Annotated in this window: 17 protein-coding genes; 8 read left to right on the plus strand and 9 right to left on the minus strand. The window is 30.2% G+C overall.

Annotation, left to right across the window (positions count from 1 at the left end; translation table 11 throughout):
* Positions 1–51: 51 nt before the first annotated feature.
* Genes AAFP94_RS05480 through AAFP94_RS05490 form a run of 3 tightly spaced genes read right to left on the minus strand, consistent with a single transcriptional unit; the run spans position 52 to position 2,603 of the window.
* On the minus strand, positions 52–1,086 hold the full coding sequence (locus tag AAFP94_RS05480) for a potassium channel family protein (RefSeq protein ID WP_316661485.1): 1,035 nt from the start codon (positions 1,084–1,086) through the stop codon (positions 52–54).
* A 3-nt stretch (positions 1,087–1,089) separates the two neighbouring features.
* Positions 1,090–1,317, minus strand: coding sequence for a PspC domain-containing protein (locus AAFP94_RS05485; RefSeq protein ID WP_316661488.1), 228 nt, complete (start codon positions 1,315–1,317; stop codon positions 1,090–1,092).
* Positions 1,318–1,325: 8 nt separating this feature from the next.
* Positions 1,326–2,603 (minus strand): DUF2851 family protein, encoded by a 1,278-nt coding sequence (locus AAFP94_RS05490; RefSeq protein ID WP_316661490.1) that lies wholly within the window; start codon positions 2,601–2,603, stop codon positions 1,326–1,328.
* A 104-nt stretch (positions 2,604–2,707) separates the two neighbouring features.
* Here AAFP94_RS05490 and AAFP94_RS05495 point away from each other — a divergent pair, with 104 nt between their 5' ends.
* The 5 genes from AAFP94_RS05495 (at position 2,708) to AAFP94_RS05515 (ending at position 6,878) form a co-directional block, all read left to right on the plus strand.
* The gene (locus tag AAFP94_RS05495) at positions 2,708–3,568 is read left to right on the plus strand and encodes a helix-turn-helix domain-containing protein (RefSeq protein WP_316661491.1); all 861 of its coding nucleotides are present in this window, start codon (positions 2,708–2,710) and stop codon (positions 3,566–3,568) included.
* Between the two features lie 137 nt (positions 3,569–3,705).
* Positions 3,706–4,239, plus strand: a complete 534-nt coding sequence (locus AAFP94_RS05500; protein WP_316661492.1) for a hypothetical protein — start codon at positions 3,706–3,708, stop codon at positions 4,237–4,239.
* Between the two features lie 174 nt (positions 4,240–4,413).
* Positions 4,414–5,241: a cyclase family protein gene (locus tag AAFP94_RS05505; protein WP_316661493.1), complete on the plus strand. Its 828-nt coding sequence runs from the start codon at positions 4,414–4,416 to the stop codon at positions 5,239–5,241.
* A gap of 97 nt (positions 5,242–5,338) precedes the next feature.
* A complete protein-coding gene (locus AAFP94_RS05510) occupies positions 5,339–6,097 on the plus strand; it encodes a DUF6090 family protein (RefSeq protein WP_316661494.1) in 759 nt (252 codons plus the stop codon).
* Between the two features lie 4 nt (positions 6,098–6,101).
* The gene (locus AAFP94_RS05515; protein ID WP_316661495.1) at positions 6,102–6,878 is read left to right on the plus strand and encodes a DUF6090 family protein; all 777 of its coding nucleotides are present in this window, start codon (positions 6,102–6,104) and stop codon (positions 6,876–6,878) included.
* A 229-nt stretch (positions 6,879–7,107) separates the two neighbouring features.
* Here the strand turns inward: AAFP94_RS05515 and AAFP94_RS05520 are convergent, their stop codons facing one another.
* Positions 7,108–7,323, minus strand: coding sequence for a hypothetical protein (locus AAFP94_RS05520; protein ID WP_316661496.1), 216 nt, complete (start codon positions 7,321–7,323; stop codon positions 7,108–7,110).
* Positions 7,324–7,653: 330 nt separating this feature from the next.
* On the opposite strand from AAFP94_RS05520, the gene AAFP94_RS05525 reads away from it, so the two are divergent.
* The 3 genes from AAFP94_RS05525 (at position 7,654) to AAFP94_RS05535 (ending at position 11,209) form a co-directional block, all read left to right on the plus strand.
* Positions 7,654–7,791 (plus strand): hypothetical protein, encoded by a 138-nt coding sequence (locus AAFP94_RS05525; protein ID WP_316661497.1) that lies wholly within the window; start codon positions 7,654–7,656, stop codon positions 7,789–7,791.
* 342 nt (positions 7,792–8,133) lie between these two features.
* A complete protein-coding gene (locus AAFP94_RS05530) occupies positions 8,134–9,999 on the plus strand; it encodes a helix-turn-helix domain-containing protein (protein WP_316661498.1) in 1,866 nt (621 codons plus the stop codon).
* Positions 10,000–10,168: 169 nt separating this feature from the next.
* Positions 10,169–11,209, plus strand: a complete 1,041-nt coding sequence (locus AAFP94_RS05535) for a hypothetical protein (protein ID WP_316661499.1) — start codon at positions 10,169–10,171, stop codon at positions 11,207–11,209.
* A gap of 412 nt (positions 11,210–11,621) precedes the next feature.
* Here AAFP94_RS05535 and AAFP94_RS05540 read toward each other — a convergent pair whose 3' ends face one another.
* The 5 genes from AAFP94_RS05540 to AAFP94_RS05560 form a co-directional block, all read right to left on the minus strand.
* Positions 11,622–12,404 (minus strand): hypothetical protein, encoded by a 783-nt coding sequence (locus tag AAFP94_RS05540; protein ID WP_316661500.1) that lies wholly within the window; start codon positions 12,402–12,404, stop codon positions 11,622–11,624.
* A 125-nt stretch (positions 12,405–12,529) separates the two neighbouring features.
* Positions 12,530–12,934, minus strand: a complete 405-nt coding sequence (locus tag AAFP94_RS05545; RefSeq protein ID WP_316661501.1) for a hypothetical protein — start codon at positions 12,932–12,934, stop codon at positions 12,530–12,532.
* A 179-nt stretch (positions 12,935–13,113) separates the two neighbouring features.
* Positions 13,114–13,938 carry an alpha/beta hydrolase gene (locus AAFP94_RS05550; protein WP_316661502.1) on the minus strand — a complete coding sequence of 275 codons (825 nt, stop codon included), beginning with the start codon at positions 13,936–13,938 and terminating at the stop codon, positions 13,114–13,116.
* Positions 13,901–14,776 carry an alpha/beta hydrolase gene (locus tag AAFP94_RS05555; RefSeq protein WP_316661503.1) on the minus strand — a complete coding sequence of 292 codons (876 nt, stop codon included), beginning with the start codon at positions 14,774–14,776 and terminating at the stop codon, positions 13,901–13,903. The genes AAFP94_RS05550 and AAFP94_RS05555 overlap by 38 nt, the downstream gene beginning before the upstream one ends.
* Before the next feature lie 78 nt (positions 14,777–14,854).
* Positions 14,855–16,492 carry a dipeptidyl-peptidase 3 family protein gene (locus AAFP94_RS05560; RefSeq protein WP_316661506.1) on the minus strand — a complete coding sequence of 546 codons (1,638 nt, stop codon included), beginning with the start codon at positions 16,490–16,492 and terminating at the stop codon, positions 14,855–14,857.
* Between the last annotated feature and the right edge of the window lie 153 nt (positions 16,493–16,645).

The raw sequence follows: 16,645 nt of genomic DNA on the forward strand, positions 1-16,645 counted from the left end.
ATTGATGCTGACAAGATGCTAAAAAAAATTGGTTTTTTAAAACATCGCTCGTTAAAATGATGAGGGCTGTTCTAAATTGTATAACGTATTAAGATTCTGTATTTGTTCTGGTTTTCCTAGAACAATAACTTTTGAATTTGGTATTAATTTTATATCTGCTTCTGGGTTTACAATATATTCACCATTTGGGTCTTTAAAACCAATAACACTACAACCGGTCTTCTTTCTAAAGTCAAGCTCTTTAAGGGTTTTTATTTTCTTTGTATTATAAAGTTTTTCAACTGCAACTTCTTCAATATTAATGTTAGATTTTCCAACAATGGATAAATTATCAATAAATTCCATCAATCCTGGAACAACCACTAATGATGCCATGTGGTCACCACCTATTTTATCTGGTAAAATAACATTATCTGCTCCTGCAAACTTTAATTTATCATATGACGATTCTTGAGATGCACGGCTAATAATAGTCATGTCCTTATTCATTTGTCTTGCTGAAAGTACAATAAACAAATTATCTGCATCACTTGGCAAGGCAGTAATAAAACAAGATGCTCTTTCAACTCCTGCTTCCAGAAGAACTTCATCTTCATTAGCATTTCCCATAACATAAGGCACATTATCCATTTGTAGTCTAGATTCAATCTTTTCATCCTTTTCTATAACTACAAACGATTTATTATATGCTAATAATTTTGTAGCAGCTTGTTTTCCATTTCTACCATAACCACAAATAATAATATGGTTCTTTAGGTTATCAATCATTTTTTGCATCTTTTTTTGTTTTAATTCTTCAAAATCATTTTTACTCAAAATATATTCTGTAATTATTGTTAATGCATAACCGACAATAATAATACTTGTTAAAATTAAAAATACAGTAAATATTTTGGAAACTTCATCTAATGGATTAACCTCGGCAAACCCAACCGTTGTTATCGTAATAACTGTCATGTACAACGCATCAATCCAAGTATAATTTGAAAGAAGTTTAAAGCCAAAAATACCAATGGCTAACAAGACTATTAACAATAAAACTGCAGTGTAAATTCTTGATCTGAAAAGTTTGATAATCGGATTCATAGATTATAAGTCGAATACTGATGAACGTTTAGTATAAACAATATCTTTAATACGCATCCAAAAAGCTATAAATAAATATAAAGCAAAACCAAAACCTAGAGTCACAAAGGTTAAATACATAAATGATGTTCTCACCACTTTTGCTCTTATTCCTAATCTGTCGGCTATTCGTTGGCAAACGTAGTATCCATGCTTTTGAAAATAGAGTAATGTATTGTAAAAAATATTCATGCCGCAAGTTAATCAATTCCTGTTAAAAGAGAATTCCCAATTTCGCATTGCAAACATTTATTTTTATCACAATAATTTGCTTTTAATTGAATTAGTCCTTGTGATTGAATCGCCGATTTTGAAACAGGTTTTAATGTGTTAAAAGTTTCAACAATACTATTCTTTTCAGATGATATTTCTGAAATCAGTTTAATTATTTCATCGTTTATATCTTTACCTTGATATTTTGCAAAGCTGAATTTTATAGGGATTATAGTATTTATTAAAAGTAAATCGACAAACTGTTTGGTTAGTCTTTTTTTTGATGGTTTTGAAGTCTTGCCGAAGGCATAATGTGTTTGCCAATACTCCGAAGTATCTGAAATTAAAAGTGTGTAAAATTCTTCTTTTGAATGGTTTTCTATGACTATTGAAAATAGATTTTGACGTGTGTAGTACAATTTTGCAAATTGCGATAATCTAATCGTTGGGAAATTAGGGGGTCTCAATCTAAAAAATTTCAGAGGTATAACCCCAATAGTATTTAAGTTGAATTTTTGCATTAAAAATTGATATTCATTTTGAAGTTTTATGTAGTAGGTGTCTTGAAAATCATTTTCAAGTAGTCCTGCTTGACCAAAAAACAAAGCTTCAATTGAAGCTAATTTAGATTGTGATTTTTTTAAAACTGAAAAATCAAAAGAATTGGCAATACTTAAAAAAGAAACAGCATTAACCTTAAGTCCAAAACTTTTAAATAGCATTTTAAACAAAACTGCTTCCCAATTATTTGTTTCATATTCAAGTAAGTTTACAATATCGATATATTTTCTCTCTAAGCGTTCAAAATACAGGCGTTCTAACCAGCTTTCAATCAAAAAATCATCAACAGTTGAGAAATCATGCTCACAATTAATCCATTTTTGTGATTTAGAAAATAGTTTTTCATAATTATTCAAAGTAGATTTTGAAACATATTCTTTGAGTTCTAAAGTTGATATTACTGTGTTGTCCTTTCTATAAATATCTGTATCGTACTTCCAAACCACATGAAGAATTACATTATCATAAGCTCTGTCATTCTCATGATTATGAATATACCAATCACTAGAATTCATATGGATTTCAACATTACCAGCCCAAAATTGTTCATCGGTTTTAAGTTGCGAATTAAAAAAATCAGGTCCGGAATTTAAATTATGCTGTCCAGTTGAAACAATGTTAATAGCCTCTCCATTTATAGTTTTTAAATCTGAAGTATCAAATTTCTTATGTTCCCATATATAATGGAGAAAGTTTTCTCTCATAAATCTAAAGTAATCCTACTCTGGTAAAAATGCAAATTCATTATTCTATAAATACTTGACTTTAAACTTAAAATCAACTAAATTAACTATTTCAATAGTATTTTATGATTGTTGATTTATTTGAATATTTTAAGAAGAATCCAAAATACAATAAGGTAGCTGGAGATGACTATCTTATTGTTGAGTATAAATGTCCTATAAATTCTGAGGAGTTTCAACTTTGGACGGAAACAAACATGATAACTTATGTAATTAGTGGGAAAAAAGATTGGATTGCTCCAGATAAAAAATATGAGATAACTTCTGGTGATGCCTTATTTATTAGAAAAGGTGTTTATACAACCAAACAATATTTTGAAGTTGACTATTGCGTGATGCTTTTTTTCATCACTGATGATTTTATAAGAAATTTCATTAAAGAACTTAATCCCGATAGCTCCTTAATTAATAATACAGAATTTCCACAAATCTTTGAAATTGCTGTGAATGACTCTTTTCAATCTTTAATCCTTTCTGTCTTTAATTATCTTAAACAAGGCAATGAAATACCAAAAGAACTTATTGAAATGAAATTTAAAGAACTCTTATTCAATATTGTTTTAAATCCTCAAAACCATAATCTCACAAAATATTTTAAATCACTTGAGCAAGTTACAAAAGTGAACTACGAGCAAATTATGCATAAAAACTTTCAATACGATTTAAAATTAGAGGACTTTGCCAAGCTATGTAACACAAGTCTTTCCACGTTTAAACGTGAATTCAAAAATCATTTTGGAGATACACCTGCAAATTGGTTAAAACACAAACGCCTGAAATATGCGACATCACTTTTAAACAATACAAGTTTACAAATTAATGAGATCTGCTATGAAAGCGGATTTAAAAATGCTTCACATTTCAATAAAGTATTCAAACAAAAATATGCTATTACTCCAAATCAATTTCGTTTGAAAAGCACTTAATTACCAGAAATTTAGACTAAATATTTATTTGAACTTTTAAGAACATCATTTGAGCCTAATGGAAAATCCTATGCTTCATTTTTGAAACATCTTTGTATCTGAAAACAAAATAGTATTAACCTAAAAATTCAAATATTATGAAAACTTTATTTTTAACCTTTATCAGTTTAATTAGTTTATTAAACTTACAAGCCCAAGAATTGGCAATGGCTAACTTGACATCCAATTTAGATTCTTTTATCGGAAATCGCAATTTAACAAAAAGTAATTCAACCTATTTTTTTGCAGTGAACAATTTTGAATTACCTAAAGTAGTTAAAGAACTTCAGGCGGACGCCAGAAACTACAATATTAAAGAAGCCAAAGTTTATGAAAGTTCAGAGCCAGCAGTTTACAATGTAAAACTAAAAAAAGGGAAGCACACTTTAAATTTAACTTACAACAACAACGGGCAAATTTTAAACTCGAAAGAAGTTTATAAAAACATTGCATTACCAGTTAATTTAAGAGTTAAACTTTCAAAAAAATTCCCAGATTGGATATTTTCAAAAACAAAGCTTACTATTTCATTTAATCATAATAATGAAACTCAATTAATTTATAATATAACCTTACAAAAGAATAATGATATAAAAGAGCTAACAATAAATGACAAAGGCGAACTAATATAATAAACAGCCGCAAAATTTATATAAGCCCTTAAATTTTATTCAGGGTTATAGAAATCAAACTACGGTTTAATTAAAAAATATTAGCAACTATAAATAAAAAATAAATAACTTTACTTAAATACTTATACCACCAATATTGAAAAAGTAACTCAAGTCAAATGATACTATAAGATTATGAGATCAAACTCCTTAACACTGTTTGCCCTGTTTACAATATTAACTTCTTGCAAAAACAATTCATCAGACATTAATAACATTAAAGAAGAACCACAAAAGAATATTTTGGAACGGAAAATTGTCGATCTTTCTCATGACTATTCAAGTGAAACCATTTATTGGGTAACAGCAAAAGAGTTTAAATTGGATACTGTTTTTAACGGAAAAACTGACCAAGGATTCTATTATTCAGCAAATAACTTTGAAACTGCAGAACATGGAGGCACTCACATTGATGCGCCAATACATTTCTCTGAAAATTCTGAAACCGTAGATCAAATTCCTTTAGAAAAACTAGTTGGTAAAGCTATTAAAATTGATGTTTCTGAAAAAACCATAAGTAATCCTGATTATCTGATAAGTATTGAAGATTTGATGAATTGGGAAACAAAAGAAGGTATACAAATTCCAAACGAAAGTATTGTGCTTTTAGAAACAGGTTTTTCTAAATTTTATCCAGATGTTTTAAAGTATCTAGGCACTGATAAACGTGGCCCAGAAGCTGTAAAAGAGTTACATTTTCCAGGACTTTCACCTGAAGCTGCAACATGGATAATTGAGAACAGAAACATAAAAGCTATTGGTATTGATACAGCAAGTATAGATTATGGACAATCTCAAAATTTTCAAACACATGTTAACCTTATGTCTCATAATATTTCTGCCTTTGAAAACTTAACAAACCTTAATAAATTACCTAGTAAAGGTTTTCACATTGTGGCATTACCTATGAAAATAAAAGGAGGTTCTGGGGCGCCGTTAAGAATTGTGGCTTTTATAAATTGAATGGTATTACTAATAAATACTGTGGTAATATAAAATAAATCGATTACTTTTAGATTTCTCCAAACATCTAGTCTTAAACCTCTTTTAAGTTTTTAAAATGATTCAGTTCTTTAGAAGAATTCGAAAGACATTAGTAGACGACAACAAGCCTATTAAATATCTGCGCTATGCTATTGGTGAAATTGTGCTGGTGATGATTGGTATTTTATTGGCTTTACAAGTGAACAATTGGAACCAAGACAGACAGCAACGGCAAAAGGAGAAGCAAATACTTATTGAACTTAAAAGGGATTTGGTATCAAACGATTCCATTTTACAAAATACAATAGAAATTCAGCAAATCATTACTGGTGAAATCACCTCACTGATAGCACATTTAAAAAATAAAGAACCATTCAATGACACCATTGGAATGTATTTAAATCATGCCTATTTTGTAGAAAGAATTCAGTTTACTTCTTCAGCTTATGAATCATTAAAGTCTATCGGTATAGATATTATTTCTTCAAACAACTTAAGGGCCGATATCGCCAATTTATTTAGCAATGAATTCCCCAATAAAACTTTATGGATGAGTGAAGCAGGACTATTACAGACATCAGCAATTAAACCTTATTATACAAAATTTTTGGAGGCAATAGATGAAAAAAACCCGGTCAAATCAAGTCTAGGACATCCTGAATATCAATATATAGTTGATTATGTAAATCTTTTGAAAAGCAGAGAATTTATAAACGAATTAGCCGGAAGAAAAAGGTTCAAAAGAGCAATCTGTTTTACTTTGGAACAGTTGCAGGACAAGGTAAAGAAAACCGTAAACGAAATAGACAAAGAACTGGAACATTTTAATCCATAGACCCATGATAAAATTTTTTCGTGCTATCCGCCAAAATCTTCTCAACGAAGGCAAAACCGCCAAATACTTTAAATATGCTATTGGCGAAATCGTGTTGGTCGTGATAGGTATTCTTATTGCCTTGTCTATAAATAATTGGAACGAAAAGCGCAAGATTATTATAAAAGAGAGAAGTTATATTCAATCTATTTACAAAGATTTAAAGAATGACATAAAAAAAATTAATGTGTGTAGAACCATGTTATCCAATCACTATAACATTGGAATAGAAGTTCTAAAAGCTATTGAACAAAAAGATCTGCAAATAATGGATTCTATTAAGATAGCTACTTATCTCGGCTGGGATTTATCAGAAGTATTGCCAGTGGACAGAGATGAAAATACTTGGGATGGTTTAAAGATTTTAGGTAAAGAAACCTATCTGATAAACGATTCGCTTACTTCACAGCTAAATAAGTTTTATGCTCATTACGATACCCAAATTGTACGGTTTAATCAATTACCAAAAAAGGCTCGACAGGAATTGCGTGAATTAACAGGTAACTGCCATAATTCAGAAGGATTAGAAGTTATCTATAAAAATGGTGTAGATTTTTATGGCGCATCATCTCCATATACACGTCATTGTATTTTGTCAATTGAGAATTCATCAAAGGTTGTTGGTATCATTGTAATGTCATCAATTGTTCATTTAAGAATTTATGAAAAATTAATAAATAATGCCGAGAGCGTTAATTCATATTTGGAAGCCAATTATAGTCAAGAATTAAATCTAAAGTAAATAGATTGAGATACAAGAAGAGTTGGAAAGAATATTAATAATACATTGGAAAAACTTTCACTCACATTATATATGCATAGCGTATACATTTGGAGTTTTTATATTTATTAAAAATCAGTTATAAATTTAATGAACAATTAAAATCCAACTAAAAGATACTACCATATTGTCTTATTGGTAATGCGCATCTTTTTTATTATTTCCTTTATCACCAATATTCTTAATTCAATCATTGTAGATGTAAAAGAAAGTTTCGATTTAAGTTTAGTATGACAGGCTTTTTATCATTTTCATTATTTTTAGCGCATAGTGTAATATCTATTCCTGCTGGCTTTCTTTTAGAAAAATATGGCGCCAAGTTGTTACTGATTTTTTCCTTTGTGCTTATGGTAATCACTTCTTTGGTTTTTGTTATAGCACCAAGTTTTGTGGTTTTTAGTTTCACCTTGTTTGTACTGGTAGCTGTATGTCAATATTGCAAGTAATCATAAATCCTATGTTTCGCGTTCCTGTTGGACAAGAACATTTTGCATTTAATTCGGTTGCTGCACAATTGGTTTTTGGGCTAAACCGTTGATAACAAATAAAAACTATAGGTTGAAAAAGAAACAATGTATGTTAATAGTAATTGGTAAGGAAGGATTGTTTATATCTTTAACCAACAACCAATCCAATCAAGAAATATTATTCTTCCTTTAGGTTAGACCAGAAATATCAAATTGATTTAAGCGATAATGAAAAGCCGTTTTCAATATCCTTAAAAACCCAAAAAAGAATGAATCTATCTGATCAAAAAACTCAATCTGGTTTAAGCAACAAAGGTTGGGTTAAAGGTATGAAAGGGCTAGCCAAGCATGGTTTAACCAAAGTAACTAAAACTGCTGATTCTTTGATTGTAGAACTTCAGGAATAATCAAAATCTCTCATTGAGCTAATTGAAGCGAAATCGAAAGGCTATTATATCAACAAAGGGTTTACATTTTAAGTAAATTCTTTGTTATTTATATTTTCTATTTATACACATTAATAATGTTATTCTTTGTCGAAACAGATTTTAAAAATGTTATATGTATTTAGTCGGCTCAAAACTGATAAAAATCATAAAAATTTATACCTATTATTTCTAAATTAAAACGCTTAAAGCAAAAGTATGAATCGCAATGCTTTAGAATCACTTCATTTTTTAATTTATTGACCACAGGATTCTTTAAAAAACAGTGATATGAAGTAAATAAAACTTTATTTTATTAAAAGCATGGATGAAAATAGGTTTTTAAATAAAATAAAAAGAATAATTAATTCAAATATCGGTAAAGAAGATTTTGGTGTAAGAGAACTTGCATCAGAACTTGGTTTCAGTCGTTCTCAAACCTTAAGAAGAGTAAAAGCATTAACTGGTAAATCAGCAAATCATTTTATTCGTGAGACAAGACTTAAAAAAGCCATTGAACTTTTGAAAGAAGATACCTATACGGCTTCTGAAATTGCCTATAAAGTTGGCTTTAGCAGTCCATCTTATTTTAACAAATGTTTTCATGATAGCTTCGGAATAACTCCTGGAGATTATAAAAATCACAGAGTTGATAAAATTGTTCATCTTCCAAAAACGGCAAAAATAATACACAATCGCAAAGCTTTGATTGCATTCATTTTAATATGTTCAGTTCTTATATTTATTATTTATACTGCTTTTCAATCAGATTCAAAAAGCACACGTGTTGATTCTATACTTAATGAGGCATCAATTGCTGTTCTACCTTTACTCGACCTTTCTAAAAATAAAAACATGGAATATATGGCCATAGGTCTAACCGATGCTATTACACTGGAACTCTCCAAAATAAAGGGGTTAAGAGTTATTTCCAGAGGCTCAACCATGATTTTCCAGGACTCCATTATTCCCTATTCTCAAATAGCTGAAAATCTAAATGTAAATTTATTGCTAGAAGGGTCTGTAATTTTCAGTAGTGATAGTTTAAGGGTCACTGTCCAATTAATTGAGCCCCTACCTAAAGAAAAGCATATATGGGCAAATAAATATGAACAGAATTTTTCAAATATTATTGAACTAGCTGATAATATATCAACCCAAATAGCAAATGAAATAGGCCTAGTTTTTAATAATGAAAGTGAAAATTCAAATTCAAGTAAGGTCAACCCAAACGCTTATAAATATTACCTTAGGGGTAAACTTTTATGGCAAAATCAAAACCCTGAATCTATACAAAAAGCAATCAGTTACCTTAATAAATCTATTCAAATTGACTCAACATTTGCACCTTCCTATTCTTGTCTTGCAGATTGCTATGTAATTATGAATAAATTTATCCAAAACAATGAAGACAAATTTAAGAATAGGCTAGAAAGTCATTTGGCTGCAAATAATGCAATGAACAAAGCTATCGGTCTAGATAGTTCTCTTGCAGAGGCCTATATCACAAAAGGAAAAATATTTGGGAAATTGGACTGGAACTGGGAAGAAATGAAAGAAATGGCTGATAAGGGTTTGGGTTTAAACCCAAATAATCCTTATGGTCATATACTTTTATCAAAATATTGGGCAATAAAAGGGAATCAGGACAGGTTGCTAAAAGAGGCCATTACTGCAGAGCATCTTGACCCTCTAAACCCTATGACAATATCTTGGGTTTGCTACAGCTATTTGTTAACAGGGAAATATAATGAAGCAATAGAAAAATATCATCAAGTGTTAGAACTTTTCCCAAATCACGGATTAGCTTGGAATGATCTTGGAATTGCCTATTATCTTCTTGGAGAAAAGGAAAAAGCTAAAGAATCTTGGAAAGAATTACATGAAATTATGGGAAATTATTCGATGGCAAAATATTTCGAGAATGAAAATTTTGATAATTCAGTGAATCATTGGCTATTAGAAGCCACAACAGGTTCAAAATTATATTGTTCAAACCCTTCAATTATTGCAATTGCTCATCTCTTTGTAAACCAAAAGGAAGGAGCTCTTGATTACCTTGAATTAGCATATAAATATAAAAATGAAGATTTACCTCTAATCATGTTAAATCCGGTTTTTAAGAATTTATACGATGAACCAAGGTTTAACAAAATTGCCCACAAAGTAGGCATTACTAAAAAATTTTAGTTCTTCTTTTGGTCGTTTCTATCCTGACATTTTAGATATGAATTCAAATCCATGCTTCAAAATTATAATTGATGCTTTAAAATTTAAAAGGAATGCTTCCCAATTGATAAGTTGACATCACAAATAATTCTGAAATTTGTATTAGTTCTAATATTTAAATTATATACAAATGAGAAACATATATTTATTAATGTTATTGGCTTTAGTTTCATTTTCATTTACTTCCTGTGATAAAGATGAAATAATCAAGCCTGAACAAGAAATGGAGCTTTTAAGTAGTAAAGCTAATAAAGACAAGTTAACAGGTGTTGATGAATGGGGATTTAACTTCCAAGCCCACCATTTTGATAATTATCTTATTAATGCCATTTTGGGTGATCCCGCTTTTGCCAACTTCCCGCATTACAAGCAAACAATTTACAATGGCGAAGGCATTTCTTTTTGGAACGACTTAATTAGTGATTATGATTATATTCCGTATATGATGCCAGTAGATCTGCTAGATTGCAAATTAATTATGCATTGGAATGAAGGACTATTGTCTAAAGATGGAATTTATCCAGATACTTGGATAGATTCAAATGGGTGGATTACTTTCCATTTCAAAATGAATAAAGATGGTGAAAAATGGTCATATTTCAGGAAGCTAGTTTCGAGTCGTTCAACAGACTATATGGCCGATGGAATTTGGTATGACCAATACGGTAATGAAATTGGAGTCCAATCATATGATTGGCCAACACTTATAATTACCCAAATTGTAAATACGGGAGATGTTCCTTTCTTTTTTGATCAAACATATACTAGTCCTTATGGTCCAGGTTTTGGTAAATATAAATTAAAATCACAACATGAAGCTAAAAATGTTGAACAAGGATGGTTTTCAGGTTCATACTGGTCACCAATATTTTGTAATGGCGATATGGTTGATTTTTTGGAAGGAGGCACATTAAGAATTCATTATGTGATGCGCTACGAACCAAATGTGATTTATAAAGAAATAGATCAAATAAAAGGAGAAGTAACAAGTAGCTTAACTGGAGAGACATTTAAAATAAGAGAAATTGATAGGTATTTGGGAACCCCTGATTCTTTTATAGGCACATGGCATTATAATCTCATTGGAGACATGGGAACACATTACATTGGAACCCTTACAATGGATATGAATACTGGAGCAATTACAATTGAACAAACTGTTTGTAATTAATTTTTTTTCTAATGAAACTAACATAATCAGAAAATGTATCTATAAAAATACTTTCTGGTTGGTTAGTAAAGAGATAAGTCTAGGTTAGGAAAATATAAATGAGGAAAAATGTAATTACATTTTGAACTCATATCTTAAGGAAATAATTATATAATTATTCGCTTTTAACATCGTTCTGCTTTAGTTTTCAATTTCTTATTTCTGTATGCCAGAAAAAGTTTAGTGTTCCCGAAGTCAGGGCAGATGAAAAAATTGAAGCACTGTATAATCATTTGATTGCATATGTAATAACTGGTTTACGATTTGCAAAAATATAGATTACATGGAATCACAGTTTTAATTTAAAATATATACAAGCAAAAAAGAACCGCTTAAGCGGTTCTTTTTATTTTATTAATATAATTAAAATTAATTATCGGACCTTTTTCACTAAAGTCCCCATAACTCCAGATTTTAAATCACGTGTTGCAATACCGTCCTGAACAGCCTTTTGTTGCGCTTCTGTCAATGTTCCCATACCTGAACTTCTATCACTTATCGCCTGGTCAATATCTTTATACATATCATAGGTTATATGCGTTGCGTATACATCACTACCATATGGAAGCATAAATCTCAATAGACCCCATGCACTCCTATTTCCATCGTCAACAGATTTTTGATGCATTGGTTGGAACACTTCTGTTTCGGCTTTCTCATAAGCTCCGTATTTACCCATTTCTACTTTCATATAATTGATAAAAGCGATTGAACCTAAAGGCATATCGAACGATTCATTCGTGGTCGTTGCGATTTGTCTTAAATAAATACGTACTGCAAGGTCTCTTGATTTTGAAGTATGTTCAAACTTTTTTCTTAAATCTTCTTCCGACAAATCAGGGTATGCCTTTTTTACATTTTCCATAAAATTACCTCCTTGAAACATGCCTTTAGCACTGTTAAAAAGTGTCACAGTCATATATTGAAACCCTTGTGTTTCTCCACCTGGTGATAATTGCCAAAGATCCCATCCAACAATATCTCCATTATTGACGCGTTGTTGATGAATCTTTTCCCAGAAATTTTCTGTTTCCCAATACGCTTGTTCTTGTTCATTGTCGACTTTCATTAGTTCAAAAACAAGAAATAGATCGTCTTGTGCAATAGCACTGAATGACAGTGATACTACTACGAATAATGCTAAAAATTTTTTCATAATTTGTTGGTTTATTTAGTTAATAAGACGATTAATTTACTAATTTTTATTGACTTATAATTTCTTTTAACACAAAAAGCCAGTAATTTTAAATTACTGGCTTTTCAAATTATATAGATTTTAATTTATCTCACTCCAATTAAATCACCTTTACCTTTTAATGGATTAAACTCTTTAGGTAAGTATTTAGAAGTGTCAAAATCAAGATTGACCTCTTCTTCTATTTCGATTAACTCAATTTTGCTCCAATCTAAATCGTCTTTACCTTTTAATGCATTAAATCCTTCAGGCAGATACTTTGTAGTATCAAAATTTAAATTAACCTCTTCATCTATCTCAACTAAATCAATTGTGTTAATATCAATTTCTTTATAATTTCTTGATTTATCATAATCTAGAAATAAGACTTTAGATAAAGTACATTCTTCAAAACGATCTAAATTACATGAATTATAGTTATCTGTGTTATTTGTTAAAGCATTAAGATTTAATACTAAAAACATGCTTAATAATAAGGCTGGCTTGTACATAATATATTTGTTTAATTATTTAAATTTTATATCACAATTGACGTTCCAAAAAAGATATAGTTACAAACATTTAGAAATATTTAACAATAAATATTACTTTTTATATTTTAATTAAGAATTATTCTCTTTTTTGAAAGGAGGTGAGATTTAGAATCACAAAATTGTAATTGAACTTAATCTTATTGAAGAAGTAGGTCCTTAATGGCATTATGATATTCTTCAAAGTTAATTAAATCATTGTGGCTTGCACCTTCAATAGCTATGAACGTTGTTTGATTTTCTGGAGCGACTTCAAATAGTTTTTCAGCAGAGCTTATTTTTATGACTTTATCTTCTGAACCATGTAATATTAAAATATTACAATCAATTTTATTCATAAAACTGTATGTTGGTAATTTGTACTTCAATAAATATTTAGTTGGCAAAAGTGGGAAACGTAATTTTGCAACATCGGACATGCTGTAATAAGGCGTTTCTAAAATAATTTGCTTCGGGTTGTTTTTGGATGCAACAAACGCTGCAAATGTTGTGCCTAAAGAACGACCATAAACAGTGATATACTCTTCAGGATAAGATTTTTTTAAATAATCATAACAAAATTGTGCGTCTCTATAAAGCCCTTCTTGAGATAAAGCACCAGTGCTTTTTCCGTAAGTACGATAATCCATAACTAAAACATCATAATTCAGTTGAACAAAATATTCCATGATTTTTCCCCAACGACTTAAATCTCCAGCATTTCCATGAAAATATAGAATAACGCCTTTAGGTTTTATATTCGTAAAATGAAGTGCATTAATAACTACTCCTTCTTCTGGATTTAAGAATAATTCTTCAAAAGGATACGAGAATTTATATTCGAAATCTTTTGCTAAAACTGTTGGTCTAAACAAAATGTTATCCTGTAAAAAATATAATGTAGAAGCAATTCCTAAATACATAATAACAAAAATGATTATGACTTTTTTAAGCTTTGGCTTTTCTCTTTGAGGAATGAATGACATTGATGCTAGTCGTTTGAAGATCTATTTCTTTAGGTTTTTTGTTAAGTATGTCGTCCAACATATTGTGATATGATTCAAAATTATTCAAGTTTTTGTGTCCGCCACCGATAACTGTATGCAATTTGGTTAATTTAGGGTTTACTTTAGATAGTTTAACACTTGTTTTATAAGGAATAAGCTTATCGTTTGTTCCATGTATAATATGAATTGGACAACAAACATACCTTAACCATTTATAGGTAGGTAAAGGATATTTCATCAAAACGGATAAAGGCATAAATGGCATATATCTGGCGGTCACTTTTGTTAAACTATAATACGGAGCATCAAGGATGAGCATTCTCGGATTATTCATTGATGCCAATTTTGCTGCAAATCCTGAACCCAAAGATCGACCATAAAGAATAATATATTTTTCGTCTATTAATTCTTTTAGTTTATTATAAACCACTTGCAAATCTCTCTTTATAGCTTTTTGTGACCGTTTTCCTGTACTCTTTCCAAAGCCTCTGTAATCAACCATAAATACATTAAAATTGTGTCTTGTAAAATCGACAGCAAACTTTCCCCAACCTTTTATACTTTTAGAATTTCCCTTAAGATAAAGTACAACACCTCTTGGTTTTTCTTTAGATTTAAAGAGAACTCCATTTAATGTGGCACCATCACGAGTTTCCATATTGTACTCTTCTGTTTCTTGATTTTCATAATAAAATTGGAAATCTTTCGGGAGTTTTTCAGGCTTAAACAACAAGTAGTCTTGTAAATAATATAGTGCAACACTAATTATTATATACACAATTACAATGGTCAAAATAGTAGAAATCCAATAAGCCATTTTAAATTATTTCTAATACAAGATATAAAAAAAGGCTTTAGCAAAAAACTAAAGCCTTTATATCAATAATTTAAAAGTTTATAAACCTAAAACTTCTGTGCCTTGTTCGAAAATAACATCAACAGGAATATCTGCAGAACTTAATCTATCTAAATCTGCTTGCAATTCTTCTGTTACAATACCCATTTCTGCAACTAGTTTGGCAACTCCTTCGTAATCGCCATTACCCTGAAGTGTTAATATTAAATTAGATAGCTCTGTCATAGCAGTTTCCATATTTTCAAAATTAACTTTATAAGTTCCATCTTCATTTCGACTAAAAGCACCTTTTTCTTTAAAGAAATTGAAACGAATCATATTGGCCTTACCATGAGCACTGGAAGCTCCAAAACGAACAGACCTAAAAATACCTGCCATAAAGGTAACCATATGGTCTTTAATGTCTTCCGTTAGTTCTCCTTTCTTTGTTAATTGCTGAATCATATACAACCCAAGAATATCTGCTTTACCTTCTTCTAAAGCGCTAGAATGCTCTTGTAATGCAGTTCTTACAGTTCCTTTATCATTAATGGTGTTTTTAATTCCCAAACCATGTGCAACTTCATGAAACATTGTATTTGCAAAAAAAGCGTCAAAAGTGATATGTTTGCGCTGACTTGAATCGATTAAAACTTCAGAAATCGGCACTAATATCTTATCAAACTTGGCTTTCATGGCATTTTTAAGCTGAAGACGTCTAGTCCCTTTTTGCAACTGTACTTCTTCATCGTTTGGTAAATTGATAGCAATAGTTTTGCTACCGGCATTACAATCTCCTGCATAATAGACTACATCGTAAGCATTGAGATCTGAATCTGTACCAGGTGTTTCTTGCTTATAGGCTTCATCAACTGGTAAGCCTTTTTGTAACTCTGGCAAGTATGCACTGAATTTTGCCAGTCGTTCACTCCATTCCTGATCCTTTATGAGCACATAAGCTTCATGAGCTGCTTTATTACCAAACAATTGGTCTTCATAGGTCTCAATTGGACCAATAACAATATCAATAGTATTGGTTTTCATGTCCATCCATGCCAAATCGCTTTCTTGATATTCATCATCTAACAATGCTTTCGCTCTCAATTCTAAATACTTTTGCAAACCTTTATCTTCTGCTAATTCTGAAGCTTCTAATAGCAATGCCGAGACTTCTTTTACTTCGCTTTCAAATTGTTTATGATATGGTATTGAATAGAGTTTTCCAGTTTCATCACGTCGTACAAAATTATAGATACTAGACTTATCGTCAATTTCAGAAGCTTCAAATTCTTCTTTGGACATATCCTGTGGATAAAAATTAGCTCCAGCTGGCTTTTCACTAACAGACTGTACAAAAGGTTTATTACCATTTAATCTATCCCAAGGGCCATAATTAATCATAATAAATTTTTTGGTATCCTCATCGCTTATAGAATTCAATAACTCTGTATTATCCCCATAAGCTTCGTGCCAGAACAAACTATTCATTTTATTAGCCGCTTTGATCAGAATAGGAATCATTTTGCGTTCATTCTCTGAAAGTTTGGCTAAATCTGTAGTAAGTTTTACGCTTACGTACTTACTTAAGTTCTTTTGCATTTCAGTTTGTGTTTTTTCTTCAACTTTTTCTTCTTGTTTATCTTGTTTGCATGAACTAAAAAGTAGAAGCATTGTAAAGATCATCGCTATGTTTTTCATTGTATATACTAAATTTATTTATCTGTCAAAGTTAACTAATTTCAACTTGAAATCAATAATGAAAGTTACCTATTAGCTAATCTAATTTATTACAATATTTAAAGCCTTGCAAGACTCTGCAAGGCTTTAAAATTAACAAAATTAATCTCTTTA

Origin of the sequence: Gilvirhabdus luticola (assembly GCF_040117515.1) — a bacterium.
Classification (GTDB): Bacteria; Bacteroidota; Bacteroidia; order Flavobacteriales; family Flavobacteriaceae; genus Gilvirhabdus; species Gilvirhabdus luticola.